The organism is Virgisporangium aliadipatigenens (assembly GCF_016863615.1).
GTDB classification, from domain to species: domain Bacteria; phylum Actinomycetota; class Actinomycetes; order Mycobacteriales; family Micromonosporaceae; genus Virgisporangium; species Virgisporangium aliadipatigenens.
In genome coordinates, this window is the sequence record NZ_BOPF01000064.1 from 11,854 (window position 1) to 37,726 (window position 25,873).

Annotated in this window: 22 protein-coding genes; 15 read left to right on the plus strand and 7 right to left on the minus strand. The window is 73.5% G+C overall.

Translation table 11 applies throughout. From position 1 onward, the window contains the following. The first annotated feature begins 22 nt into the window (after positions 1-22). The 4 genes from Val02_RS44875 to Val02_RS44890 all read left to right on the plus strand — a co-directional run bounded on the left by Val02_RS44875 (position 23) and on the right by Val02_RS44890 (position 5,138). The gene (locus Val02_RS44875) at positions 23-2,224 is read left to right on the plus strand and encodes a S8 family serine peptidase (RefSeq protein WP_203905492.1); all 2,202 of its coding nucleotides are present in this window, start codon (positions 23-25) and stop codon (positions 2,222-2,224) included. Between the two features lie 58 nt (positions 2,225-2,282). Continuing rightward, on the plus strand, positions 2,283-2,831 hold the full coding sequence (locus Val02_RS44880; protein ID WP_203905493.1) for an ArsR/SmtB family transcription factor: 549 nt from the start codon (positions 2,283-2,285) through the stop codon (positions 2,829-2,831). Further along, positions 2,828-4,417 carry a TPR end-of-group domain-containing protein gene (locus Val02_RS44885; protein WP_203905494.1) on the plus strand — a complete coding sequence of 530 codons (1,590 nt, stop codon included), beginning with the start codon at positions 2,828-2,830 and terminating at the stop codon, positions 4,415-4,417. Before Val02_RS44880 ends, Val02_RS44885 begins: the two co-directional genes overlap by 4 nt. 85 nt (positions 4,418-4,502) lie before the next feature. Further along, positions 4,503-5,138 carry a hypothetical protein gene (locus Val02_RS44890; protein ID WP_203905495.1) on the plus strand — a complete coding sequence of 212 codons (636 nt, stop codon included), beginning with the start codon at positions 4,503-4,505 and terminating at the stop codon, positions 5,136-5,138. Positions 5,139-5,165: 27 nt separating this feature from the next. Here Val02_RS44890 and Val02_RS44895 read toward each other — a convergent pair whose 3' ends face one another. Further along, positions 5,166-7,442: a caspase family protein gene (locus tag Val02_RS44895; RefSeq protein ID WP_203905496.1), complete on the minus strand. Its 2,277-nt coding sequence runs from the start codon at positions 7,440-7,442 to the stop codon at positions 5,166-5,168. A 75-nt stretch (positions 7,443-7,517) separates the two neighbouring features. Between Val02_RS44895 and Val02_RS44900 the strand changes: the two genes are divergently transcribed. Beyond that, positions 7,518-8,657: an amidohydrolase gene (locus Val02_RS44900; RefSeq protein WP_239153812.1), complete on the plus strand. Its 1,140-nt coding sequence runs from the start codon at positions 7,518-7,520 to the stop codon at positions 8,655-8,657. On the opposite strand, the gene Val02_RS44905 is transcribed toward Val02_RS44900, so the two are convergent. Beyond that, a complete protein-coding gene (locus Val02_RS44905; protein WP_203905498.1) occupies positions 8,647-10,812 on the minus strand; it encodes a discoidin domain-containing protein in 2,166 nt (721 codons plus the stop codon). The genes Val02_RS44900 and Val02_RS44905 overlap by 11 nt on opposite strands. A gap of 147 nt (positions 10,813-10,959) precedes the next feature. Between Val02_RS44905 and Val02_RS44910 the strand changes: the two genes are divergently transcribed. From Val02_RS44910 to Val02_RS44950, 9 genes are all read left to right on the plus strand, one after another. Continuing rightward, a complete protein-coding gene (locus Val02_RS44910) occupies positions 10,960-11,160 on the plus strand; it encodes a hypothetical protein (RefSeq protein WP_203905499.1) in 201 nt (66 codons plus the stop codon). A gap of 104 nt (positions 11,161-11,264) precedes the next feature. Next, positions 11,265-13,955, plus strand: coding sequence for an AfsR/SARP family transcriptional regulator (locus Val02_RS44915; protein ID WP_203905500.1), 2,691 nt, complete (start codon positions 11,265-11,267; stop codon positions 13,953-13,955). Then, entirely contained in the window at positions 13,952-15,133 is a 1,182-nt protein-coding gene (locus tag Val02_RS44920; RefSeq protein WP_203905501.1) for an AfsR/SARP family transcriptional regulator, read from the plus strand. Before Val02_RS44915 ends, Val02_RS44920 begins: the two co-directional genes overlap by 4 nt. A gap of 117 nt (positions 15,134-15,250) precedes the next feature. Beyond that, positions 15,251-16,168, plus strand: coding sequence for an ATP-binding cassette domain-containing protein (locus Val02_RS44925; RefSeq protein ID WP_203905502.1), 918 nt, complete (start codon positions 15,251-15,253; stop codon positions 16,166-16,168). After that, positions 16,165-16,923, plus strand: coding sequence for an ABC-2 transporter permease family protein (locus Val02_RS44930; RefSeq protein WP_203905503.1), 759 nt, complete (start codon positions 16,165-16,167; stop codon positions 16,921-16,923). The genes Val02_RS44925 and Val02_RS44930 overlap by 4 nt, the downstream gene beginning before the upstream one ends. Positions 16,924-16,934: 11 nt before the next feature. After that, positions 16,935-17,609, plus strand: a complete 675-nt coding sequence (locus tag Val02_RS44935; protein ID WP_203905504.1) for a response regulator transcription factor — start codon at positions 16,935-16,937, stop codon at positions 17,607-17,609. Next, a complete protein-coding gene (locus Val02_RS44940) occupies positions 17,606-19,045 on the plus strand; it encodes a sensor histidine kinase (protein WP_203905505.1) in 1,440 nt (479 codons plus the stop codon). Before Val02_RS44935 ends, Val02_RS44940 begins: the two co-directional genes overlap by 4 nt. Positions 19,046-19,055: 10 nt before the next feature. After that, positions 19,056-19,670, plus strand: coding sequence for a hypothetical protein (locus tag Val02_RS44945; RefSeq protein WP_203905506.1), 615 nt, complete (start codon positions 19,056-19,058; stop codon positions 19,668-19,670). After that, positions 19,667-20,593: a nucleotidyl transferase AbiEii/AbiGii toxin family protein gene (locus Val02_RS44950; protein WP_203905507.1), complete on the plus strand. Its 927-nt coding sequence runs from the start codon at positions 19,667-19,669 to the stop codon at positions 20,591-20,593. Before Val02_RS44945 ends, Val02_RS44950 begins: the two co-directional genes overlap by 4 nt. Here the strand turns inward: Val02_RS44950 and Val02_RS44955 are convergent. Beyond that, positions 20,571-21,101 (minus strand): hypothetical protein, encoded by a 531-nt coding sequence (locus Val02_RS44955; RefSeq protein ID WP_203905508.1) that lies wholly within the window; start codon positions 21,099-21,101, stop codon positions 20,571-20,573. The two genes, Val02_RS44950 and Val02_RS44955, sit on opposite strands and share 23 nt — an antisense overlap. Before the next feature lie 128 nt (positions 21,102-21,229). Here Val02_RS44955 and Val02_RS44960 point away from each other — a divergent pair, with 128 nt between their 5' ends. Beyond that, positions 21,230-23,377, plus strand: coding sequence for a SulP family inorganic anion transporter (locus tag Val02_RS44960; RefSeq protein WP_203905509.1), 2,148 nt, complete (start codon positions 21,230-21,232; stop codon positions 23,375-23,377). A gap of 19 nt (positions 23,378-23,396) precedes the next feature. On the opposite strand, the gene Val02_RS44965 is transcribed toward Val02_RS44960, so the two are convergent. The 4 genes from Val02_RS44965 to Val02_RS44980 are packed head-to-tail and all read right to left on the minus strand — an operon-like array spanning position 23,397 to position 25,804. Beyond that, positions 23,397-23,810 carry a VOC family protein gene (locus tag Val02_RS44965; RefSeq protein WP_203905510.1) on the minus strand — a complete coding sequence of 138 codons (414 nt, stop codon included), beginning with the start codon at positions 23,808-23,810 and terminating at the stop codon, positions 23,397-23,399. Between the two features lie 10 nt (positions 23,811-23,820). Continuing rightward, positions 23,821-24,270, minus strand: coding sequence for a helix-turn-helix transcriptional regulator (locus Val02_RS44970; protein WP_203905511.1), 450 nt, complete (start codon positions 24,268-24,270; stop codon positions 23,821-23,823). Positions 24,271-24,279: 9 nt separating this feature from the next. Continuing rightward, complete coding sequence (locus Val02_RS44975) at positions 24,280-25,245, minus strand: hypothetical protein (RefSeq protein WP_203905512.1); 966 nt, start codon at positions 25,243-25,245, stop codon at positions 24,280-24,282. Between the two features lie 25 nt (positions 25,246-25,270). After that, on the minus strand, positions 25,271-25,804 hold the full coding sequence (locus Val02_RS44980; RefSeq protein ID WP_203905513.1) for a hypothetical protein: 534 nt from the start codon (positions 25,802-25,804) through the stop codon (positions 25,271-25,273). Between the last annotated feature and the right edge of the window lie 69 nt (positions 25,805-25,873).

Consider the following 25,873-nt stretch of genomic DNA (forward strand, 5'->3'; position numbering starts at 1 on the left):
CAGTGAAATGGGAGCGTCCACAATGGCCGTGAAGCGCGTCATCGCCTACTGCATGAGCGAGGCGGAATTAACCGCCGCTAACGGACAACTCGCCAATGCGGTTTCGACGGAAAGCTACGTGATCGGCGACATCGACGAGGCGGCCGTTCCGGAGTTGGAGGCACAGGGGGTGATCGTGGACGAGTACGCGACGACCGTGGCGCCGGCACCCGAGGGCGCCACCCGGCAGTGGCTGGGCGCCGGGCCGGATGTTCCGGCCGAGAATCTCGGGCTGCCGGAGCTCGCGCCGCAGGACACCACCCAGTGGCAGGTGAGCCTCGTCGAGGCGCCGCTGCTGGAGGAGCGCCGCACCGCCATCGAGGCCACCGGTGCCCGGCTGGAGGAGACCCTCACCCCGGCGTCGTACCTGGCGACCGCGACCCGTGCGCAGGCCGAGGACGTCTTCGCCCTGGACTTCGTCGCCGACGTGACGCGGCACGGGACCGAGGTGACCGGGCCGCAGGTGCTCTCGTTCGACATCGCCGACACCTCCGGCGCGTGGGACCTCTGGCTCACCGACGAGGAGGCGCGCGAGCGGGTCGTGGCGTGGCTGGACGAGCGGGGCCACCCCGTCGTGGGCGCGGGCGGGCGCAAGGTCCGCGTGCGGCTGACCGACGCCGACGCCGCCCTGGAGCTCGGGGCGCTGCCCGAGGTGCTGACGATGGTGGAGCACGTGCCGCCGAAGCTGTTCAACGACGTGGCCTGCGGGCTGCTCGGGGTCGGCGACCCGGCCGCGGGTGGGCTGCCGTACACCGGGGCCGGGCAGGTCGTCGCCGTCGCCGACACCGGGCTGCACGCGGAGCACGTCGACTTCAAGGGGCGCGTCGTGGAGGCCGTGGCGCTCGGCCGTCCCGGCGACTCCTCCGACCCCAACGGGCACGGCACGCACGTCGCCGGTTCGGTGCTGGGGGACGGGTCCGCCTCGGCCGGGCGGTACCGCGGGGTCGCCCCGCAGGCGAAGCTCTTCTTCCAGTCGCTCCTGGACGCGCGCGGCGGCCTCGGTGGGCTGCCGGTCTCGCTGGCAGATCTGTTCGAACCGGCTTACCAGGCGGGTGCGCGCATCCACAACAACAGCTGGGGCGCGGCGACCGCGTCGGCGTACACCGTCGAGTCGATCGACGTCGACGCGTACGTGGCCCAGCGGCGGGACATGCTCGTGGTGATCGCCGCCGGCAACGAGGGCGTGGCCGCCAACGCCCGGCACGCGCAGCGCGGATTCGTCGACTGGCTCTCCATCGGCTCACCCGCCTCGTGCAAGAACGCCCTCACCGTCGGCGCCGCCCGCAGCAGCCGCACCGAGGGCGGCATCTCCGGCCGGACCTACGGCGAGGTGTGGCGCAACGACTTTCCCGACGCCCCGATCGCGCACGCCCTCGTCTCCGGTGACGCGCAGGCGGTGGCGGCGTTCAGCAGCCGGGGGCCGTGCGACGACCGCCGGATCAAGCCGGACGTGGTGGCCCCCGGCACCGACATCGTCTCCACGCGCAGCCCGGACGCCCCCGCGGAACACTTCTGGGGCCTCGTCGACGACAACGAGCACTACGCCTACATGGGCGGCACCAGCATGGCCACGCCGCTGGTGGCCGGCTGCGCGGCGCTCGTTCGCGAGTACTACACGAGTGTGCGGGACTGGACGCCGAGCGCCGCACTGCTGAAGGCGACGCTGATCAACGGCACCGCGTGGCTCTCCGGCAGCGACGCGGTCGCCGACTGGCCCCGCCGGCCCAACTACCACCAGGGGTTCGGCGCGGTGCAGCTCGCCGACAGCCTGCCCAACCCGTCCGCGCCCGGGCTGCGGCTGGAGTTCGTGGACAACTGGCAGGAGCCGGCGCGCCAGCTGACCCGCACCGGCCAGAGCTTCCAGTACGCGGTGACCGCGCGGGCCGGTACGCCGCTGCGGATCTGCCTCGCCTACACCGACCTGCCGGGCCGCGGCCTGCAGAACGACGTCAGCCTCCTGGTGCGCGAGCCGGGCGGCCGCAAGACGGTGGGCAACGCCGAACTGCGGGACAAGCTGACACAGTCGGACGCCGACAACAACGTCGAGGTGGTGCGCTTCGACGCGCCGACCGACGGGGTGTACGTGATCCAGGTGTTCGCGCGCAACCTGTTGCGGCCGCCGCAGGACTTCGCGCTGGTGGTGACGGGCGACCTCGGCTCGGCACTGCGCCGCACCACTTCATAGACGGCAGTCGTATCAAGACATCTTGCTAAAGGTTTCTTGATATGGCTACGGTGGGCGCATGCCGTCGGATCCGAAGACACTGCGAGCGCTCGCCCATCCGTTGCGCTGGAAGCTCATCGACCTCGTCGGGCGGGTGGAGACCGCGACCGCCACCCGCTGCGCCGAGGAACTGGGTGAGAGCGTCGCCAGCTGCTCCTACCACCTCAACATCCTGGCCAAGTACGGCTTCGTCGAGCAGGCACCCGCCGGTGCCGGCCGGGAAAAGCCGTGGAAGCTCACCAGCTTCCGCCAGGACCTCTCCGGTGACGGGTTCGGGGAGGAAGGGCAGGCCGCGTCGCGGGCCGCGAGCGAGGTCTTCCTCGACCACGAGGTCGGCAAGCTCAAGGAGCGGCTGCACGGGCACGCCACCGAGCCGCCGCAGTGGCGCGACGCCGTCGGCTTCGGCGGGGTCACGACCGCGCTGACGGCCGAGGAACTGGCCGAGGTCACCTCTTCGTTGAACGCCCTCGTGCGCCGCTACGCCGATCGCGCCACCGACCGTTCGTTGGTGCCCGAGGGGGCGCGTGAGGTGCGGCTGTTCTTCGCGACGTCGGTGGCTCCCCGGTGAGTCAGCTCGCCGCGGTGGCGCACGCGGCGCGGTTGTCGGGCGCGCGGGAATGGGCGGCGGCAATCCGGGGATGGGAGCACGTTGTCGCGCGCAACCCGGTCAACGGCGTGTACTGGGACCGGCTGGCACAGGCGCGGTTCGAGACCGGCGACGCGGCCGGTGCACTGGACGCGTGGACGCGCGCGAAACGGTTCGGCGTGTGGCCGGTCCGGGGGCCCGAACCGCCGCCGCTCACCTCCGTCTTCCCGGGCGAGCTGGACTATCGCATCGCCCGCTGCCACGCGCGCCTCGGCGACGCCGCCCGGGCGCTGGAGTCGTTGACGCACGCGCTCGACGATGCCCTGCGCGACCCCGCGCGGGTCCTCGACGATCCGTGCTTCGCAGACCTACGAGACGACACCCGCCTCCGGGCGCTCGTGGGGCCGTACGACACCGCAGGACTGTCCCGGGTGGACGGTTGGCGGCTGGACCTGTCCGTGCTACGGCGGGAGGCGTTGCGGCGCGTGCCGTTCCCGGTGGCGGGCTTCGAGGCCGGGATCGACGCGCTGGGCCACGAGGTGGCGGAGCTGGACGACGTGCGGGTCGCCGTTCGCGTCTGGGGGCTGCTGCGGCTGCTCGGCGACGGGCACGCGGGCGTGGACCACGCCGAGGCGTTCCCGGCGTGGAGCCGCGCGGTACCGGTGTGGTTCTACCGGTTCGCGGAGGGGTGGCATGTGCCGGGGGCGGACCCGCGATGGGAACACCTCGTCGGTGCGCGGCTGCTCACCGTCGACGGCCGGCCGGTCGAGGAGGTCGTCGCGGCGCTGGATCCGTTGCTGACGCGGGACAACGAGTTCGGGCCGGACGCCTCTGCGGCCGTGTGGCTGCGGCAGCCCGTGTGGTTGCACGCGCTCGGCGTGGCCGAACGCCCCGACCGCCTGACGCTCACCACCACCGCCGGGGACGCCACGGTGGATGCGGTCAAGGAGCCGGAACCGAGGGGGTGGCCGCGCGGATGCCCGTTCGTGGGCGAGGACGCGCCCGCCTACGTACGCAGCGCCACGGAACTGTACGGCTTCACGCACCTGACCGATCCGGACATCGTGCACTTCCGGTTCAACGGGATCGGCGACAAACCCGACGAGCTGCTGGAGCAGCACTACGAACGCCTGTTCGCCGCCGTCGACGCGCATGCCGCCGCACTCGTGATCGACCTGCGCTGGAACGGCGGCGGGAACACGTTCCTGGCGCAGCCGTTGGTGCACCACGTGATCCGCCGGCCGGACACACCCGTCTTCGTTGTCGTCGGGCGGGCCACGTTCTCCGCCGCGCAGAACACCGCCACGCTGCTCGACCGGCACACGCGGGCCGTCTTCGTCGGCGAGCCCACCGGCTCCCGCCCGAACTTCGTGGGCGAGACGGACCCGTTCCGCCTGCCGTGGAGCGGATTGCGGGTGAACGTGTCCGACCTGTACTGGCAGACGTCATGGCCGTTCGACCGGAGGAACGCCATCGCGCCGGACATCTACGCGCCCCCGACGATGGCGGCGCTGCGCGAAGGCCGCGATCCCGCCCTGGACGCGATCCGCGAGCAGCTCGGCGGCTGATACTACGCGATTGTGCGTATCGCCCCCGCGGTGACGGCTCTGTTCTCCTTTCCGGCGTCAACGCACGCCTGGGAAGGGAAATCCATTGAACAGAACACGTCGCCTGCTGCTCACCGTCGTCGCCGCCGGGGCGTTTCTCGCGGTCGGTGCGGGCATCGCGTACGCCAGCATCCCGGACGGGGACGGCGTGATCCACGGCTGCTACAACCCCGAGACCGGCGCGCTGCGGGTCATCGACAGCGACCCGCTCGGGCCGGTCAAGGGGGAGTGCGGCGCCGCGGAGAAACCGCTGAACTGGAACCAGAAGGGGCCGGCGGGTCCGGCCGGACCGCAGGGGCAACAGGGGATTCCCGGGCCGCAGGGAACGCGCGGGCCGAGTGGCCCGCCCGGGCCGAGCGGCCCGCCGGGGGCCGCCGCGAAGAAGACCGTCTCCGGTGTGATCACCGCCAACGGCGGTGTGCGGGCCGGCAGCGGCTTCACCGTCACGCACGCCGGTTCCGGCATCTACGACCTGGTGTTCCCGGCCGGTACCTGGCCCGCCGGCACCGTTCCGGCGTTCGTCGCCACCTGCAACGACGGGCCGTTCTACACCTTCACCGATCCGGTCGAACTGCTGGGCAACGGCACCTTCCGGGTGCGGGTGTTCGTGTGGGCGCCGAACGCCGTCGCCGGACCGACCCTCGTGGACCGGGCGTTCAGCTTCAGCGCGACGCAGACGTGAACGTCCACTGTGGACATGCGCGGTGCGTCAGAGCCAGTGCGGGTTGCGGGTCAGCGCCAGATCGCCGATCAGGTCGGAGCCGCGGTGCTGCGGGGCCGGCAGTCCGCGTTCGGTCAGGGTGCGGCGCAGCCACGGGTAGACGTGGTTGAGTCGTAGCAGCCGTCCCGCCGTCGGCGTTCCCTCGCGCAGCAGCTCCAGCAGCGCGCCGGTGAACGCCGACGTGCGGGCGTCGTCGACGATCCGGGCGGGGTTGGTCGCCGAGGTGGCGGTCAGCACGTAGGTGCCGGCGACGTCGACCTGCCCGCCGGCGATCCCGTCCGCGCCCGCCATCAGCCCGATCGCGCGGCCGGAGAAGCAGCAGTCCAGGACCACCACCTTGTTGCTCGCCGGGCTCTCCACGACGGCCAGCCGCAGCGCCTGGTACGCCAGCGCGGTGAATACCGCCCGGCGGTTGCGGGTGGTCGCCAGGCCCAGGTACAGCTCCCCGTTGGAGGCGACGAGCCCGTGCCCGGCGTAGTACACGACGAGCGTGTCGGTGGTCTCCTCGGCGATCTCGGCCAGCTTGGCGGCCGCGTCGTAGGACGGGTTGACGAACGTGTGCACGTGGCGCGGCTCGAAGCCGCCGATCGCCGGGTCGGCGAGAATGTCGGCGAGATTCAGCAGATTTCCGCGCACCGCCGGCAGGTCGGGCAGGTCCGGGTCGTCGTAGTCGGCCGTTCCGATGAGAACGGCGGCCGAGCGCGCCGGGTCGGGAAGGCGGCCGGAGGTCTCCGGGATCGCCGGGACGGCGGGGGCGGCCTGTTGGCGGCGCTCCTGGGCGCGGCTGAGCACGGCCCAGCGGGCGAGCAGGTCGCGGTGCTCGGTGTGCAGGCGGGAGACGGCGGGCCACTGCCGGGATTCGATGGCGGCGTCGCGTTCGGCCATCACCTCGGCCAGGCGGGCGTCGATCTCCTCCAGCGTGTGCAGTCCCCGGACGAGCCGGATCCCTTCGGTCAGGCCGGTGCCCGGCGGATCCCCGTCCGGCGGCCGCTCTTCGGCCGGCCCTTCGCCGGGCGGCGATGCGTCGGGGGGCGGCGAGTCGGGGCGCGCGGCGTCGGGCGGCGATGCGTCAAGGCGCGGCGAGTCGGGCTGTGGGGCGTCGGGCGGCGGTGACGCAGCGGTCGGCGGCGGCCCGGGAGCGCGGGCGGCCGGCATGACGGCCAGCGGCCACAGCACCTGCGTCGGCGTCTCCAGGTCCAGCGCCGGGACGGTGGCCACGTCCGGCACCGGCGCCGAAACGGTGGCCAGGTCCGGCTCCGGCGCGAAGACGGTCGTCGCGTCGGGCTCCGGTGCGCCGGCGACCGCGGCGACGACCGGCAGTTCGACCGTCGTCGCGGAGCGCTCCGGCAGCCGGTCGAGGACCGCCGCGACGTTGACCCCGGCGCCGTCGAGCACCTGCACCGCCATCGCGTCGCCCTCCCGGAGCAGGCCGCGCAGCAGATGTTCGGGTCGCACCTGCGGGTCACCGGCCTCGCGGGCCACCTCGACGGCGTGCTCCAGGGCCTCCCGCGCCCGGGCGCTGAACGGCAGGTGGCCGCCGGAGTACCGTTCGCCCTCGCCGAGCAGATAGCGCACCCGGTGACGGGCCGCGTCGGGCGCGAGATACAGGCCCATCGACACGCTCGTCTGCGCGTCGGCGAGGATGCCGAGCAGCAGGTGTTCGGTGCCGATGTAGCCGTGGCGGAAGCCGCGCGCCTCGGCGGCGGCCCGTTCGAGCACGGCGCGGCTGCGCCGGTCGAGGTGCGCGAAGACGGAATCGGACCACGAGTGGCCCGGCACGCGACCGTCCGGTATGGACGGACGGTCCGAGGGCTCGGGCTCCATCCCGGCGTCGTACAGCCGCAGAACCGCTTCGCGCGCCGTCGCGATGTCGATGTCGGTGCCGGGCAGCGCGCTGCCCAGCGAGGCGATCGCGGCCAGCAGCAGATGTTCGGTGCCGCGGTGCTCGTGTCCGAGCCGCTGCGCCTCGACCGGGAAGCGCTCCAGGGTGCGCAGCGCGGAGTCGCCGAACGGGATCGTGCCCTCCGGCGCGGGCCCGCGCGCGGCGATCGCGTCCAGCTCGCGGAAGAGCGCGTCCGGGTGCACGCCGAGCGCGCGCAGCACCCGGACCCCGGCACTGTCGCCGATCCGGATGATCCCCAGGAGCAGGTGGACAGCGGTGATCGTGCTGCTGCCCCGGGAGCGGGCCGCGGCCTGAGCCTCCATGAGCACCTGCCGCGCCGGCCAGGTGGAGCGGTCGAACACGGCCGTCAGGGTAGCGTCCACCGGCTCGATAGTCTGTCCACGCGGATACACAGCGGCCGGATGCGCACACGCAGCGCAGGCAAGAGGGGAGATCACGTGCTCGCGATCGTCGGGGGACGGGTGGTGCCGATCGAGGCGGCGCCCGTGAACGTCGGGACGGTCCTGGTGGACAACGGTCGGATCACGGCCGTCGGTGCCGACGTGGCCGTTCCGGCCGGTGCGAAGGTGGTCGACGCGGCGGGCGCCTGGGTGCTGCCCGGACTGATCGACGCGCACACCCACCTCGGCGTGTACGAGGAGGGCGACGGCTGGGCCGGCCACGACATGAACGAGATGACCGACCCGAACACCGCACACGTGCGCGCCATCGACGCGATCAACCCGGCCGACACCGGCTTCCGCGACGCGATCGCCTCCGGCGTCCTCGCCGTGAACGTCCAACCCGGCTCGGGCAACCCGATCGGCGGCCTGACGGTGGCGGTCAAATGTCACGGCCGCACCGTCGACGACATGGTGCTGCGCCAGCCGAGCGGCCTCAAGTCGGCCCTGGGCGAGAACCCGAAGCGGGTCTACGGCGACCAGCACAAGATGCCGATGAGCCGGCTCGGGACGGCGGCCGTCATCCGGGAGGCGTTCGTCAAGGCGGAGAACTACCTGCGCGGCGAGGACGATCCGACCCGCGAACGGGACCTGCGGCTGGAGGCGCTGGCGCGGGTGCTGCGCAAGGAGATCCCGTGGCGGCAGCACAGCCACCGCGCGGACGACATCGCGACCGGGCTGCGCATCGCGGCGGAGTTCGGGTACGACCTGGTGATCGACCACGGCACCGAGGCGCACCTGATCGCCGACGTGATCGCCGCACGCGGTGTGCCGGTGGTGATCGGGCCGGTGATGGGTTCCCGGGCCAAGGTGGAGCTTCGCAACGTGTCACTGGCCAACCCCGGGATCCTGGCCGCCGCGGGAGTGGAGATCGCCATCACGACCGATCACCCGTTCCTGCCGATCCAGCACCTGATCCACCAGGTGGCGTTCTGTGTGAAGGAAGGTCTCGACCGGGAGACCGCGCTGCGGTCGGTGACGCTGACCCCGGCGCGCGTCCTGGGGATCGCGGACCGGGTCGGCTCGCTCGCGCCCGGCAAGGACGCGGACCTGTGCCTGTGGTCCGGCGACCCGCTCGACCCGATGAGCCGCGTGGAGAAGGCCTTCGTCGACGGCGTCGAGGTCTTCAGTAGGTAGACCCCTTGGTGCGCAGCACGGTGATGGAGTAGGGCGGCAGCAGCACCGCGTCGCCCTCCTCGACGGTGTGCCGGTACGGCGGCTCGTTGAGCCCGGGGTAGGCGTGCCCCTGCGGGTGCGGGATCCACTCGTACTGCAGCGGCGAGTACTGCCACAGCTTCAGCTCGCCGCCGACCGGCCGCTGCGCGTTCTCGGAGCCGTGCGTGAGCCGCACGGTCAACGACTTGCGCGGGTTCTTGTTGAGGATCATGACGGAGAGTTTCCCGTCCGGGCGGCGCAGCGCGTAGGCGGTGACGGTTCCACTGTCCACTGAGGACGTCGCCTTGTAGACGGTGTGCTTGCCGGTGCCGGGCTGCGCCCAGTGGTGGTTGACCAGCTGTGCCGAGTGGAACGTCGCCAACGGGCGCACCGGCTGGTCCTCCACGAACTGGAACAGCATCAGGTTGCCCCAGGTGTTGCACGGCTTGCCCTCGTCCTCCTGGAAGACGTCGTTGGGTTCGAGCCCGTAGTAGTAACTGGTCTCCCCGCCGAGGGTGAGCAGGTGCGCGGCGATCTCGGCGTTCATGATGGCGCCGGGCATCTCCACCTCCGGCTGCCCGACGAACGACGAGTAGCCGTACTCGGTGATCACCTTCGGCACCTCGCGCGGGAGTCCCGCGGCCTCCTGCTTCTTGAGGATGTCGGCGAGCATGCCGGGCTGCCGGGCGAGCGGGCCGGACGGTTCCTCGCACACGTCGTCGAACGGGTACCACTCGAAGGAGAAGAAGTCGAAGTCGTCCATGCGGCCGCGCTTCTTCAGGTACGACACGAACTGGCCGGTCCACGAGCGCACGCCGTCCCGGTCCGGCCAGGCGAACCAGTCGGGGATGACGGTCTGGTACCCCGGCCCGCCGAACTCCAGTTCGGGGTTCTCCCCCTTCATGGCGGTCGCCATCTGCAGGTACAGGGCGGCGTAGTCGGCCGGCTGGGCGATCTGGCCGTCGGGCTCCTCGCCGACCTCGACCCGTTCGACGGGGAAGCCCCGGTTGCGCAGGTAGGCGGCGAGCGCGGCGGCGTCGTCGGGGGTGCCGTACAGCGCCGGCACCGGCACCATCATCGGCGCGTCGTTGGTGATGCCGCTGGCGAAGGTGCGTTCGAAGCTGGCGTGCTCGTAGTTCTTGTCGAGGTCCTCGGCGCGGTGCCACGGGTCGGTGGAGGAGGTCACCATGTGCGTCTGGTTCTGCGAGCGGTCGTGCTTCACGTGGTCGACGAAGGTGCCGCCCTTGGTCTGGCCGACGGACAACTCCCGCACGGCGTAGCCGAGCCGGTCGCGCACGTCCGTGCTGCCGGGCGGTGCGGTGTCGCTGTCGGCCGTCATGAGCACCCGCACGAACTGCACGGTCACCGGCGCGTTCGCCACCTTGACGGTCTGGGTGCCGCCGCGGCCGGTGTGCGCGCCGATCGGGAAGTCCTTCCAGTCGACCGGCCCCTCCTGCGCGGGGAAGAGGGCGTCCTCACCGGTCCAGTACTGCACCCGGAACTGCGTGGCGTACGGGGTTCCCCAGGCGATCCGCAGGGTGTCCACCGGCACGGGCTCGTCGAACGCGGCGAGCATCCACTGTGGATGGTCGGCGTCCGGCTCCTTCGTGAAGTGCGAGTCGAGGTACGGGTTGCTCTTCCAGAACGAGTCGGGGTTGCCGTCGGCCAGGCGCGAGTAGCCGTCGTTGTTGGCCTGGTCGATGGTGTTGCCCCGGCGCGGCAGGTGGTACCCGTAGGAGACCCCCGGGTCGTCGCGCACCTCGGTGTCGGAGGTCCAGTAGCCCTGCTGCTTCGCGGGGTCGCTCCAGGTGCCGTTCGGGTTCCAGTGCCAGGCCTTGACGCCGAGTTCGGTGCGCAGCCGGTAGCTGATCGCGCCGAAGCCGGCGGAGCGCATCGCCTTGATGTTGTCCGGGGTCCAGACCTTGTCGATCTCGCCCTTCTCGAGCCCGTCGATGCCCGCGCCCAGGGCGTGTGTCCCGGGGAACGTGTTCAGCGGCGCATCCGTCACGACCTGCACGACGCTGTCGGTGACCGGCACAGCGGGCGCGCTGCGCTCGAACGGGTCCGCGACGGCGACCGCCACCCCGGCGGCGACGGTCAGGAGTGCGGCCGCGAAGGGGCCCTTACGACGGGGCATCCGGTGACGCGTCACGGGGTTCCATGCTCCCCGGCGCGCTCACCCGGACACAACGGCCGAGCGACGGACCCCGAAAGGTCCTCCTATTTGGTGGGTTTCCCGGCTCCGGCGCAGGGGCCGCCGCGCTCCTCGTTTTCGTGCGGCGGGGTGGCGGCTCCGGCGCTGACGTGCACCCGGGCGCCGCACACCGGGCATCTGCTCATGACGTCGACCATGGCCGGTGTGATACCCGTTCACGTCCTGCTCAACCCGCCTGTGGAGGATCTGTTGACCACGGTGCGCCAGGCTGTACGGCGGGTGCGCGCGGTCCCGGACGGGGACGTGTCGCCGGAGGGGCCGCCCGGCTGACTCCCGCGCACGCCGGGGCCGCGGCGCCCGCAACCGGGCCGCTACGCGCCGTGTCCGCCGGGCCGGATCGACGGCGGCAACTGCGACGCCGGTAGTCTGCCTCGATGCTGTTCCGCATCCTCGGCCCGGTGCAGATCGACGCCGACGACGGGACGACGCACACCCTCAACCGCCGCCAGGAGCGGGCCGTGCTGGCGCTGCTCCTGCTGCGCCCCGGCCGGGTTCTCCCCGTGGAACGCCTCTGTGACCTGCTGTGGGACGGCCCGCAGCCGGCGACGGCCCGGCGGGCGGTGCACAACCACGTCGCCGCGGTGCGGGCCGCGCTCGCCGCCGCCGGCGCCGGGCCGGACGCGCTGGTGTCCCGCGACGGCGGCTACGCGGTGCTGGTCGAACCGGACGACGTGGACGTGCACCGGATGCGCCGGATCGTCGCGCAGGCCCGGGAGATCGGTGACCCGGTGCGCCGCGCGCGGCTGCTGGAGTCGGCCGTGGCGCTGTGGCGCGGGCCGCCGTTGCACAACGCGGCGTCGGACCGGCTGCGGGAACGGATCGCGCCGGAGCTGACCGACGCCTACCTGAGCGCCCACGAGGAACTGGCCTCGGCCGGCCTCGCGCTGGGCCGCCACGACGCGCTGGCCGGCACGCTCGGCGGGCTCGTCGCCACCTATCCCGCCCGGGAACGCCTCGCCGAGCTGGCCATGCTGGCGCTGTACCGGGGCGGCCGGGCGACGGAGGCGCTCGACCTGTTCCGGCGCACCCGCAAGGCGCTCGGCACCGAAGTCGGCACCGAACCGGGGCCGGCGCTGGCCGACCTGCACGGCCGCATCCTGCGCCAGGACCCGACCCTCGACGCCGCCGAGGCCCCCCGCCAACTCCCGGTCGCCCCGCCCTTCTTCACGGCCCGCGAGGAGCTGCTCGCCCGCCTGGACGCGGCGGTGGACCCCCGCCGATCTTGCAGTTGTGGCGCCCGACCTGCCCCCGGGGAAGCGGTTTGTCGCAGCCACGACTGCAAGATCGACACAGAGCCGCCGGTGGTTGTCGTCAGCGGGGCGGGGGGTGTGGGGAAAACCGCGCTCGTCGTGCACTGGGGGCGCGGGGCCGCCGGGCGGTTCCCCGACGGGCAGCTCTTCGTCGACCTGCGCGGCTACTCGCACGACCCGCCGGTCGGGCCGCACGAGGCGCTGTCGCGGTTCCTGCGGGCGTTGGGTGTGCCGGACGGGCGCATCCCGGTGGCGTTGGACCGCGCGGTGGCGCTGTACCGGGAGCGCACCGCCGGTCGTCGCCTGCTCGTCGTCGTCGACAACGCGCACGCCGCCGCCGACGTCCTGCCGCTGGTGCCGGCGGGTGCCGGTTCGGCGGTGGTGGTGACGTGCCGGGAGCCGCTGCCGGGACTCGGCGCGCACGTGCCCGTCGAGGTGCTCGCGCCGGACGGGGCGGTGCGGCTGCTGGCCGAGATCGTGGGCCCGGAGCGGGCCGCCGCCGAGCCGGAGGCGCTCGCCGCGCTGGCCGACGCGTGCGCCCACCTGCCGTTGGCGCTGCGGGTCGCGGCAGCCCACCTGCTGGTCGACCCGGAGCGGGGGATCGCCGCGCACCTGGCCGAGCTGCGGGCCGATCGGATCGGGCGGCTCAGCGTCGAGGGCGATGCCGCGGCGTCGCTGCGCGCGTCGCTGGACCTGTCGTACCGGGCGCTGCCCGCGCCCGCCCGGCACCTGCTCGCCGTGCTGGGGCTGCATCCCGCGGAGACGTTCTGTCTGGGGGCGGTGACGAGCCTGGCCGGCGCGCCGCTCGATGCCGTTCGCGACTCGCTGCGCGCCCTTGTGCGGGCGCATTTCGTGATGGAACGCCCGGGCGGGCGCTTCGGCATGCACGACCTCGTGAGCGACTACGCCGCCCGGCACGCCCACGCGCTCGGCGCGGCGGAGTGCGCGGCGGCCCGACGGCGGATGATCGACCACTACCTGCACACGGGGCAGGCGATCGTGCTGGTGCTCGACCCGGGCACGGCGCCGATGCGACTGCAGCCGCCGGCGCCGGGCGTGGTGTGCGGCAGCGCCGCCGACACGGCGCAGGCGCTGGACTACTACGACGCCGAGGTGGACACGCTGCTGTCGGTCGTGCGGTTCGCCCAGGATCTCGACCTGGCCCGCGAGACGTGGCAACTGGTCCGGCTGATGTCGGTCTACCTCGAACGGCGCGGCCGCTGGTCGGACATCGTCGCCACGCACAACGACGCGGCGGCGGCGGCCGAACGGGCCGGGGACCTCGACGGCCGGGCCCGCGCGTACCGGGGTCTCGCGCACACGCACGACATCGTGCGGCGGGTGCACGACCGGCGCGGTGACCACGAGGCCGCGCTGCGCCACGCCCACGCGGCGCTTTCGTCCTACACCCGCGCCGGCCTCGCCTCCGGCCGCGTCCACGCGATGAACGCCGTCGGCCGGGCGCTCACCCGCCTGGGCCGCCACGCCGAGGCGCTGCCGCACTGCGAACGGGCCCTCGCGACGGCCGAGGAGATCGGTGACGTCAAGGCCCAGGCCGGAATCCTGGACACGCTCGCCACGCTGCGCCACCGTCAGGGCGACCCGGCGGCCGCGATCTCGCAGTTCGACCGGGCGGTGGAACTGTATCGCGCGGCGGGTGACCCGCACGACGAGGCGGAGGCGCTCGCGCATCTCGGTGACGCCCACGCGGACACCGGCAACCGGCGGGCGGCGCGGGAGGCCTGGCGGCGCGCACTGTCCATCGTGGACGGTGACCACGCGCTCGCGACCGGCCTGCGGGAACGCCTCGCGTGATCGCGCTGCGGGTCCTCGGGCCGGTGCGGATCGAGCCCGGCGCGACGGTGCCGCTCGGGCGCCGCCGCGAACGGGGCCTGCTGGCGCTGCTGCTCGTGGAGGCCAACCGGGTGGTGCCCGTGCAGCGCCTGTACGACCTGCTCTGGGACGCCGAACCGCCGCCCAGCGCCCGGCACGCGCTGCACAACCACGTGGCGACGATCCGGGCCGCGCTGCGCGACGTGCCGGCGACCGTCCGCTCCCACGGCGACGCCTACGAACTGCGCGTCGACGCCGATCTCGTGGACGCGCACCGGATGCGCCGCCTCGTCGCGACGGCGTCCACAGTGGACGATCCGGCCCGGCGGGTGGCCCTGCTGGAAGAGGCCCTGGCGCTGTGGCGCGGCCCGCCGCTGTCGAACGCCGGCGGCACCCGCCTGCACGCCGCCGTCGTCCCGGCCCTGGAGGAGCTGCGCCTGACCGCCGTCGAGGGGCGCACGGCCGCCCGGCTCGACCTCGGCGACGACCCGGGCGCCGATCTGCCGGGCCTCGCGGCGGCCCACCCGCACCGCGAACGCCTCGTCGAACTGGCCATGCTGGCCCTGCACCGGGCCGGCCGCACGCCGGAGGCGCTCGGCCTGTTCCACGCGGTGCGCGAACGGCTCGCCGCCGACCTGGGCCTCGACCCCGGGCCGCGGCTGATCCGGGCGCACCGCGAGGTGCTTTCGGGCGGCACGGTGTCGGGCGATGCCGTCCCGGCGACGTCCACTGTGGACGGTCACGCCGACGCGTTCGCGGCGCTGGACGAGCACGCGGCGGCCGGCGGGCCGGACGGGGTGGCGCTCACGATGCTGGTCGGCGCGGGCGCGTCCGCCCTCGCCCGGCGCTGGGTCGCCGCCGCCGCGCACCGCTTTCCGGACGGTCGCCTGGTCGCCGACGCGGCGGCGGGGCCGGCGGCCGCGCTGGCGGCGTTCCTGGGGACGTGGGGGGTGCCGGCGCCGGCCGGCCTCGACCGCGCGGTGGCCCTGTACCGCGAACGCACGGCCGCGCTGCGGCTGCTGGTCCTGCTCGACGGCGCCGTGCACCCGGACCAGGTCCGGCCGCTGCTCCCGTCCGGCGGCGGCTTCGTCCTGGTCACCGCGCGGGAGCCGTTGCTCGGCCTGGTGGCGGTGGACGGTGCGCGGATCGTCCGTCTCTGACCCTGCGGTGAGTCCGGTCCGGTAGTGTCCGGGATGGCCATCGGTGGGCGGTATGTGTGCAGGAAACGCACAGAGGCTCACCGGGACCGCCCAATTCGGGCTGACAGCGTGCTGCGCATGAGCGTTCGGATCGAGGCGAGGGGCCTCACCAAGCAGTACGGGCACACGTTGGCGGTCGACGACCTGAGCTTCACCGTCGAACCGGGTCGGGTCACCGGGTTCCTCGGGCCCAACGGTGCCGGCAAGTCCACGACGATGCGCATGATCCTGGGACTCGACGCACCCACGCGCGGCACGGTGACCGTGGGCGGCAGGCGCTACGGCGAACTGCGTGCGCCCGCACACGAGGTCGGCGCGCTGCTGGATGCCCGCGCGGTGCATCCGGGGCGCACGGCGTTCCACCATCTGCTGGCGCTGGCGCAGAGCAACGGGATCGCGGCGGCCCGGGTCCACGAGGTCCTCGAACTGGTCGGTCTCAGCGCGGCGGCCCGGCGGCGGGCGGGCGGCTTCTCCCTCGGGATGAACCAGCGCCTCGGGGTGGCGGCGGCGCTGCTCGGCGACCCGCCGGTGCTGATGTTCGACGAGCCGGTCAACGGGCTCGACCCGGAGGGCATCCGCTGGATCCGCGAACTGATGCGCGGCTTCGCCGCCGAGGGGCGCACGGTGCTGGTGTCGAGCCACCTGATGAGCGAGATGGCGCTGACGGCCGACCATCTGGTCGTCATCGGGCGCGGGCGGCTGGTGGCCGACAGCGGGCTGGAGGAGTTCCTGCGCTCGACGGCCGAACAGGAGATGCTGGTGCGGGCGGCGGATCCGGACGCGTTCGCGCGGCTGCTGACGGCCTCCGGCGGCAGCGTGCGGCGCGGCGACGGCGACGCGCTGCTGGTGTCCGAACTGGACGGTGCGGCGATCGGGAAACTGGCGGCGTTCCACGGCATGCCGCTGTCGGAACTGGCGCCGCACCGGGTGTCGCTGGAGGACGCCTTCATGGAGCTGACCCGCGAGAGCGTCGAGTACCGGGCGGGTGCCCGATGAACGTGATCCGCTCCGAGTGGACCAAATTCCGGAGCCTGCGCTCGTCGGTGTACACCGCGCTGCTGACCGTGGCGATCGCCGTCGGGATGGGCATGCTCATCAGCAGCGGCCAGGCGCGGGGCTATCTCGAGGCCACGCCCGAGGAGCGGGCGTCGTTCGACCCGACGAACCTCAGCCTCGGCGCGTGCTTCTACCTCGCGCAACTGGCGATCGGGGTGCTCGGTGTCCTGAGCGTCACGTCCGAGTACGCCACCGGGATGATCCGCACCAGCCTCGCGTTCGTGCCGCGGCGCGGGATGTTCCTCGCGGCCAAGGCGGTCGTCTACGGCGGCGCGGCGTTCGTGCTCGGACAGGTGGCGGCGTTCGCCGCGTACTTCAGCGGGCAGGCCATGCTGGCCGAGGGTGGGGCGCCGCACACGTCGCTGGGCGATCCGTTCGTGCTGCGGGCGGTCGCCGGGACCGGGCTGTGGCTGACCGGCGTGGCGCTGATCGGGGTCGCGCTCGGGGTGCTGCTGCGGGCCACGGCGGGGGCGTTCGCCGTCCTGGTCGCCGTCACGCTCGTGCTGCCGCTGGTGGCCGGGCTGCTGCCGGAGTGGTTCGGTCGGTGGTGGCCGACGATGGCGGGCCTGTCGGTGACGAACGTGGTGCCGAACCCGGACCTGCTCGGGCCCTGGCAGGGCATGGGCCTGTACTGGTCCTGCGTGGCCGCGCTGCTCGGCGTCGCTCTCGCCGTGCTGCGCCGCAGGGACGTCTAGCGTAGGTGGGTATGGAGACGTTGCTCGTCGTCGACGACGAACCGACCGTGCGTGAACTGCTGTCGGCGACGCTGCGCTTCGCCGGGTTCGCGGTGACGTCGGCGGCCACCGGTGCGGCGGCCGTCGACAGCGCCCGGCGGGACCCGCCGGACCTGGTGCTGCTGGACGTGATGCTGCCGGACATGGACGGGTTCGACGTGGTGAGGCGGCTGCGGGCCGACGGGGCGCGCGTGCCGGTGCTCTTCCTGACCGCGCGCGACGCCCCGGCGGACAAGGTGCACGGGCTGACGCTCGGCGGCGACGACTACGTCACGAAGCCGTTCGACCTGGAGGAACTGATCGCGCGGATCCGCGCCGTGCTGCGGCGCACCGGAGGCTCCACAGTGGACACCCTGACGGTCGCCGACCTCGCACTCGACCCGGAGGGGCGGCAGGTGACCCGCGACGGGATCCCGGTGAAGCTGTCGCCCACGGAGTTCCGGCTGCTGCACTACCTGATGCGCAACGCCGGCCGGGTCGTCTCCAAGGCGCAGATCCTGGAACAGGTCTGGCAGTACGACTTCGGCGGCGACACCGGCATCGTCGACACCTACATCAGCTACCTGCGGCGCAAGGTGGACACCGGGGCGTCGAAGCTGATCCAGACCGTGCACGGCACCGGGTACGTCCTGCGGCGGCCGCGGTGAGCCGGCTGTCGTTGCGGGTGCGGGTGCTCGTCATCGCGCTGGCGCTGAGCGCGGTCGGGGTGCTGACCGTGCAGGCGGTCGTGGTCGGCGTGCTCCGGGCGCATCTCGTGGACCGGGTCGACGCCCAGCTGACCCTGATCGGCGGCCTCTTCGCGCGGCTGCCGGTCACGTCGCCGAGCGGCGTGCTGCCGCGCGAGCTGACCGTGCAGCTCGACCTCGTGCGGGAGGTGTACATCGCGCGGCTCTCGCCGGCCGGCGACCTCGTCGCGGAGATGGGCACACCCGGTGCCGGCGCCGGGCCGCGGCTGTCCCGGCTCGACGCGGCGGCGGTGGCGGCGCGCGGCACCCGGCCGTTCGACGCGGACGGGTGGCGGGTGGTCACCGGCGCCGCGGCGGAGGGCGGCTCGGTCGTCGTCGCGGTGCCACTGTCCGAAGTGGACTCCACCGTCCGTCGCATGTGGACGGTCGGGATCCTGACCACGCTCGCGGTGCTGGCGGCGCTCGCCCTCCTCGGGTTCTTCCTGGTGAACGCCGGGCTGCGCCCGCTGCGCCGCATCGAGGAGACCGCCGCCGCCATCGCCGGCGGTGACCTGTCGCACCGCGTGCCCGTGCTGGCCGGGCCGCGCACCGAGGTGGGCCGGCTGTCCGTGGCGCTCAACGGGATGCTCGGCCAGTTGGAGGGCGCGTTCGCGGCGCGGACCGCCGCCGAGGCACGCATGCGGGTCTTCCTCGGCGACGTCAGCCACGAACTGCGCACGCCGCTGTTCGGCATCAAGGGCTTCACCGAGCTGTACCGCATGGGCGGCCTGCCGGAGCGCGCCGACGTCGACCGCACGATGGCCCACATCGAACGGGAGGCCACCCGGCTGGCCTCGCTCGCCGAGGACCTGCTGCTGCTCGCCCGCCTCGACCAGCAGCCCGACGCGATCGCGCCCACCCCCATGGACCTGCGAACGCTCGCCGCCGACGCGCTGGGCGATCTGCGCGCGCTGGACCCCACCCGTCCGGTGGAACTGACCGGCCCGGCCGGCGGCGCACCCGGCCGCGCGCCCGTTCTCGGCGACGAGGCGCGGCTCCGCCAGGTGATCACCAACCTCGTCGGGAACGCCGTCACGCACACCCCCGCCGGCACGCCCGTGCGGATCGGCGTCGGCACCGCGCACGGCCACGCCGTCCTCGAACTCGCCGACCGGGGCCCGGGACTGGCCCCCGAACAGGCGGCGCGGGTGTTCGACCGGTTCTACCGGGCCGACCGGTCCCGCCACCGGGAGGACGGCGCCGGGGCGGGGCTCGGCCTGTCCATCGTGCGCTCGCTGGTGGAGGCGCACGGCGGCACGGTCACCCTGGAGACCGGGCCGGGGGAGGGCGCCACGTTCCGGGTGCTGCTGCCGATCCTGCGCGAGGCGCCCGGGGAAAGTGTCGTAGCCCCGGCCTAGCATCTGCGGCGTGAGGGAGTTTTCGGGGGCCTTCGAGACGCACCTGACCGTGGCGGCCGGCGGGCCCGACGGGCTGGGCGAGTGGGCGGCGGCGCACGGGTTCAAGTACAGCGAGATCGTGCTGGACCGGGGGCGCACGCCCGAGCAGCCGATGCTGACCCGGCACGCCCGCGGCACGCTCGCCGAGCAGGTGGCGGCCGGGCGGGAGTGGGCGCGCCGGCTCGGTGCGGCCGGCCACGGCGTGGTGCGGCTGAAGGTGGAGGCGTCGGCCGACAACGCCGGGGTGCCCCGGGACGCGGCCGCCGCGGCCGAGCTGCCGGAGTGCTACTTCGAGCACCACGTGAAGGTCGCCCTCCCCGACGACGGTGCGGTGACCGGGCTGCGGGCCGCCGGTGCGCCGCACGGCGCGCACGTCTCGCGCAACGCCCGTCGCCGCCTCGCCGACGGGACGCAGGAGCGGTTCCTCACGCAGCGCTGCCGTGCCGTGGGCCGCGCCGGGGCCCGGGCCCGCCTCGACGCCCTGCTCGACGCGATCGGTGTGCTGGGCGTGCCGGTGCTGGAGGTCGAGGAGGAGTTCGTGGTGTACGACGACAACCTCGGCCTGGACGCGGGCTGGCTGGGATGAGCGCGCGCCGCGCCGTTCTGGACCACGTGCTGCGCCTGGTCGCCGCGTCGCCGCTCGGTGAGGTGCTGGTGCTGCGCGGCAGCATGGCGATGCTGGCGTTCGCGCCCGGTGCGGCGCGCGATCCCGGCGATCTCGACTTCGTCCTGCGCCCCTCCGCCGCGGTGCCGATCGACGACGGGCACCCGTATCCGTACGTCGCTTCACGCTCGTGGGCGCAGTGGTGGCCGGAGGCGGCGCACGGGGCGCTGCGGCACGAGTTCTGGGGCGCGGAGGAGGAGTTCGAGACGGGTGGGATGCATCCGAAGGTGCCGCCGGACGGGCTGACCTGGGTGATCGACGACGACGACCTGCCGACCGCGCACGAGGACGTCATCGAGCTGATCCGCCGCGATCCGGTCGCCGGGACGGTGAAGCTGCTGGCCGAGCGCGCCGACTGCGACCGGCTCGGCGAGGACGACGGGTACGCGGGGTACGCGGGCGCGGCGGGCTTCCGGGTGGCGGTGCCGTGGGAGGGCGACGGCGGGACCGGTGCGCTGCAGATCGACTTCGCCTACGACGAACGCCTTCCCCGCGACCCGGTCGCGCTGGCGGTGCCGTGCCTCGCGGACCCGCCGACCGCCGTGTGGGCCGCGTCGCGCGAGCTGTCGCTGGCGTGGAAGCTGCAGTGGCTGCACACCGACCAGCGGGACCGGGAGGTGGCGCAGTTCAAGGATCTGTACGACGCGGTGCTGCTCGCCGAGTCGCCGGACGCGGTGCTCGACTTCGGGCTGCTGCGGCGGCTGTTCGGGGACGATCCGCCCGGTGCGGCGCTGCGGCCCGCGGCCGTCGCGCGCTGGCGGATCGACGGCGCGGACGATCCGGCCCCGCTGCTCGCCCGGCTGGCCGACGCGATCGGGCGGCTCAGCCGAGGAGTTCCACCGTGACGGGGAGGAAACCGTTGTGCCGCATGGCTTGGATCACCTGACGCAGCACCGGGCCGACCGGTGGGGCGTGCGGCGACAGGACGGTCACGTCGACCGCCCAGGCGTGGAGGGTGTGCAGCTCACGCAGTTCGACCGAGTGGTGCTCGTCGCCGACGACCGTGGGGGCACCGGCGGCGTCTCCCGCGAAGAGGACGCGGTAGATCGGCGGGGCGTCGGGGCGCAGCCGCAACGGCGGTGCGACCGACAGCGGCAGGGGGTCCGTGAAGTACCCGCGTAGGTGATCCTCGGACGGCAACACGCCCGGGTAGTTCGCGGCGGCCGCCTCGCGGGTGACGGCGACGGCGAGCGCCGGCTCGGCGCACAGCTGCTTGGCGAGGACGGCCGAGGACCACCAGCCGTCGGCCGCCGACCAGGCGGCGCAGTCCAGCGCGGCCGCGGTGTGGTCCGCGCCGAACGTGAACTCCTCGACGACGAGCGCCCGCCGGGAGGGGATCAGGTAGTAGTCCACGCCGACATTCTGTCAGTACTCCCAGATGTACAGCTTGTTACGTAGGCCCGTTTGGTCCGAAATACCGGTACTTTGCTCTCGGCGACCCAAGCCAACAGCCCGAGCCTGCTGACGACCCGGGAGTATCCATGGACCGCCCATTGTGGAAAGCCGTCGCGCGCACCGTCCTCGCGCACGACCTACCCGCATCCTTCGTCGTGTTCCTCATCGCCATCCCGCTGTCGCTCGGCATCGCCGCGGCCAGCGGGGCGCCCCTCATGGCCGGCATGATCGCCGCCGTCGTCGGTGGCGTGGTCGCCGGCGTTCTCGGCGGCTCGCGCCTGCAGGTCACCGGCCCGGCCGCCGGGTTGACGGTCCTGGTGGCCGGCATCGTCGCGGAGTTCGGCTGGGCCGGCACCACGGTCATCGTGGCGCTCGCCGGCATGGTGCAGGTGCTGCTCGGCCTGTCCCGGCTGGCCCGCACCGCGCTGACCCTCTCACCGGCGGTCGTGCACGGCATGCTCGCCGGCATCGGCGTGGTGATCGCGTTGAGCCAGGTGCACGTCCTGCTCGGCGGCGAGCCGCAGTCCTCCGCCGCCCGCAACCTGCGCGACCTGCCCGCCCAGCTGATCGAACGGCACGACGCGGCCGTCACGGTCGGCCTGCTGACGGTCGCGATCCTGCTCGGGTGGCCGCGCGTCGTGAAGGCGTTCTGGCTGCCGGCGCCGCTGGTCGCCGTGGGCGCCGCCACCGCCGTGGCCGCCGTGTGGGACCTCGACCTCGCCCGCGTCGACCTGCCCGACGACCCGCTCGGCGCGATCGCGGCGCCGGTCTGGCCCGACGCGCCGGCCTGGCCGCTCGCCGTCGCCGTCGTGTCGGTCGCCCTGGTGGCGAGCGTCGAGTCGCTGCTGTCGGCCGTCGCCATCGACAAGCTGCACGACGGCCCGCCCGCCGACCTCGACCGCGAACTGCTCGCCCAGGGCGCGGCCAACGCCGTGTCGGGCGCGCTCGGCGGCCTGCCCGTGACCGGTGTCATCGTGCGCGGTTCGACAAACGTGGCGGCCGGTGCGCGCACCCGCGCCTCGACGATCCTGCACGCCGTGTGGGTGGCCGGCGCCGTGCTGCTCGCCGCCGGCGCACTGGAGCTGATCCCGCTGTCCGCCCTGGCCGCGGTGCTCGTCGTGGTCGGCGTGCGCCTGGTCGACACCGGCCACATCCGCACGTTCCGGCGTTATCGGGAACTCCCCGCGTACGCGGTCACCGTCCTCGGCGTCGTCTTCGTGGACCTGATCGCCGGGGTGGTCCTGGGGATGGTGGTGGCCCTCGCGACGGCGCTTTGGCGGCTCGCGCACTGCCGGGTGTCGATCACCCAGCCGGAGGGCGGCCGGTGGCGCGTGGAGATCACCGGCACGCTGTTCTTCTTGGGCGTCAGCCGGCTCGCCGAACGCCTGCGCGCCATCCCGCCCGGCGGCAACGTGACGGTACTGCTGCACCTGGACTTCCTCGACCACGCGGCCTTCGAGGCGATCGACGGCTGGCGGCAGGCCTACGAGAAGCAGGGCGGCACGGTCAGCGTCGAGGAGCAGCACGACACCTGGTTCCGGCGGGCCGCCGCGGGCAGCCTCGGCGGGGCGAAGAGCCTGCCGCGCGCACTGCCCCGGTGGCTGTTCTCCGGTGCGCGCAGCGGTGGCGCGCACGAGTACGAACGTTCGGTGGCCCCGCTCGTGCGGCCGCTCATGGCGGATCTCGCGCGGCACGGGCAGGCACCCGACCAGCTCTTCATCACCTGCGCCGACTCCCGCCTCGTCCCGAACGTCATCACCGCCAGCGGCCCCGGCGACCTGTTCTGCGTGCGCAACGTGGGCAACATCGTGCCGCCGTACCGGGCCGCCGGGCAGGGTACCGGCGGGGACCACAGCGTCGGCGCCGCCATCGAGTACGCGGTCGACGTGCTGCGGGTGCGCACGATCACGGTGTGCGGCCACTCCTCGTGCGGCGCCGTCCGGGCGTTGCACGAGGGCGGCGGCGCCGAGGGGACGGCGCTGCGGGAGTGGTTGGCGCAGGCGCGGCTCACTCCCGCGGGCGGGCCGGCCGGGGAGCTGCGGCCCGCGCGGGAGCCGCTGCCGGAGCTGGACCAGCTCTCCGTCGACAACGTGCTCCAGCAGCTGGCGAACCTGCGCACCCATCCCAGCGTCACGGCCGCCGAGGCCGCCGGCCGGCTGCGCCTGGAGGGGATGTTCTACGACCTGGCGACCGCCCGGGTCCACCGGATCGAGCCCGCGCTGATCGTGCGGTGACGCCTTCTACGCAACGGGATCACTTCTTGCGTTGGTTGATGCGGATCATGTTGCCGGCCGGGTCGCGGAACGCGCAGTCGCGCACCCCGTAGTGCTGGTCGATCGGCTCCTGGAGCACCTCGGCACCACCGGCCTGCACCCGGTCGAACGTGGCGTCGACGTCGTCGACCTCGAACACCACGCCGCGCAGCAGCCCCTTGGCCAGCAGATCCTTGAGGATCTCGCGGTCGGCGGCGGAGGCGTCCGGGCTGGCGTCCGGGTTCTCGAGCACGATCTGGATCTCCGGCTGGGCGGGCGGCGTCATGCTCACCCAGCGCATGCCCTCGTAGGCGACGTCGTTGGTGATCTCCAGGCCGAGGAGGTCCCGGTAGAAGTGGATGGCCTTGTCGTGGTCGTCGACGGCGATGAAGCAGTGCTGAAGTCTGACGTTCATGGGAGCCACGCTACGTATTGGCGGCCGGGCGTGCTTCTCCGTTCCTGACCGATCCGTTCCTGACCGACCCGCTTCGCACCGGCCGGGTGAAGATCTTGACCACGCAGGCCGGGATCGGCTCCGCCCCGGAGTGGCTGCGCGCGCGGTACGCGCTCGGCGACTCGCCGACGAGCTCGGTGAAGCGCGTGCTGAACGACCCCAGCGACGAACAGCCCACCGCCCAGCACACCTCGGTCACGCTCAGCTCGCCGATGCGCAGCAGCGCCTTCGCGCGTTCGATCCGGCGGGTCATCAGGTAGCTGTAGGGCGTCTCCCCGAACGCCGCCCGGAAGCTGCGCGAGAAGTGGCCGGGCGACATGTGGGCGGCCCGCGCCAGCGCCGGAACGTCCAGCGGCTTCGCGTACTCGCGGTTGATCAGATCGCGGGCCCGGCGCAGCCGGACCAGGTCGTCCCGGTCCACCCCGGCATGCTAACCCTTGAGCAGGCGCTCCCCGCGGTATCCGATGGGGCCCTCACCCACCCGCTGGTAGGTGCCGATGAAGCCGCCGTCCGGATCGAACCCGATCGTCCCGTTGTTGCCGAACGTGTCGCGCCACGCCACCCGCCGCAGCGGCCGCACGCCGTCGCCGACCAGGAGGGCGATGCCGTTCGAACGGTGCCAGCCGCCGCCCCACCCCTCCCACGTCGCGTAGCGGGCCGGCGCCGGGCCGGGCGACGCGTCCGCAGACCACCGGCCGGTGAGCGTGCCGCGGAACTCGCACGGCCGTGCCCCACGCATCCGGCAGTGCCCGTAGAACGCGTTCACCCCCGCCTCGAACGTCACCGACCAGTCCTGGCCGCGGGCGTCCTGCCAGGAGAGCTGCGCGGGGAGGCGTTCCTCGCCGCGATCCACGTACACCCAGACGGTCGGCCCGGCGCGCCAGCCGTCGGCTCCCGCGCCGCCGCGGCGCGTCTCGTAGCGCAGCACCGGCTCGGTCGCCTCGCGCGCGGCGAGGACCCGCTCCGTGCGGCCGCGTTCCCAGACCGGGTCGAGCGTGACCCGGTACAGCCACAGGCGGGTGCGCGCATCGGCGGCGCTGGTGATCGTGAGTTCGTTGGCACCGGGGCGCAGCAGGTCGCCGGGCACCGCGAACGCGCACGGCGTCGGCAGGTCCCCGCCGCCGGGAATGGTCCAGCGGTCGATCACCGGGCTGTCGTTGAGCGTCACGTACATCGGCGCGTGGCCGGGGGAGCGGCCGAGCCTGGACGCCAGGCCGGTGACGGTGAGGGTCGCCTGGTCATGGCGTTCGCCCTCGGGCACGGTGAAGACCATGCGGAGCGTGCCGCCGTTGTCCAGCTCGAGCCGACCGGCACCCGCCGAGCCGCGCTCGATCTTCACAGCGGCGTTGCCGGTGCCGGCGGGGGAACGCGAGAAGTCCACGTAGGTCGGTTCCATGGCAGGACAGCCTGTCACATTGACGTCAGGCCGAGGCGTTGCGGTCCGCGAGCCAGGCCGCCTGGGCCACGGCGCCGCCGACGGACAACCCGGCCCGGGCCGCCGCGTAGAAGCGGTCGCGACACGTGTCCATGTGCCGCACGCCGGCCTCCCAGTCGAACCCCTCGGCCGCGTCTGCGCGCACGGCCAGCCGTAGGTCCCGGACCGCGTCGCTCCAGTCCCGCGCGGCGGTCACGGTCGCCTGGTCGCCGAGCAGCAGCACCCGCTCCCAGGCCTTCGACCGCTCGGCCTCCGCCTCGGCCAGCAGCGCGAGGCCCGCCTGCCGGTCGGGCCCGGGGTCCGGCGCGCCGGTGGCCGCCCGCAGCCGCAGGGTGACGATCGAGACCTCCTTGAGCGCGCGGGCGTACTCGGCGTAGGCCTCGACGCGGCGATCGTCCCAGCGCACGGACTGCGCTCTCGACCAGCGGGAACGCTCGGCCACGTGGGTGGCGAGGACGGTGCCGAGCGTGCCCACGAGCACGCCGACGAGAGCGGGCAACTGACCGAGAAGTGCATCCACGAAGACAGTTTTTCAAAGCGGTGCATCAGGTCGCGGGTCCGTCGGGCGGGTTCGATGGGTCGTTGCAAT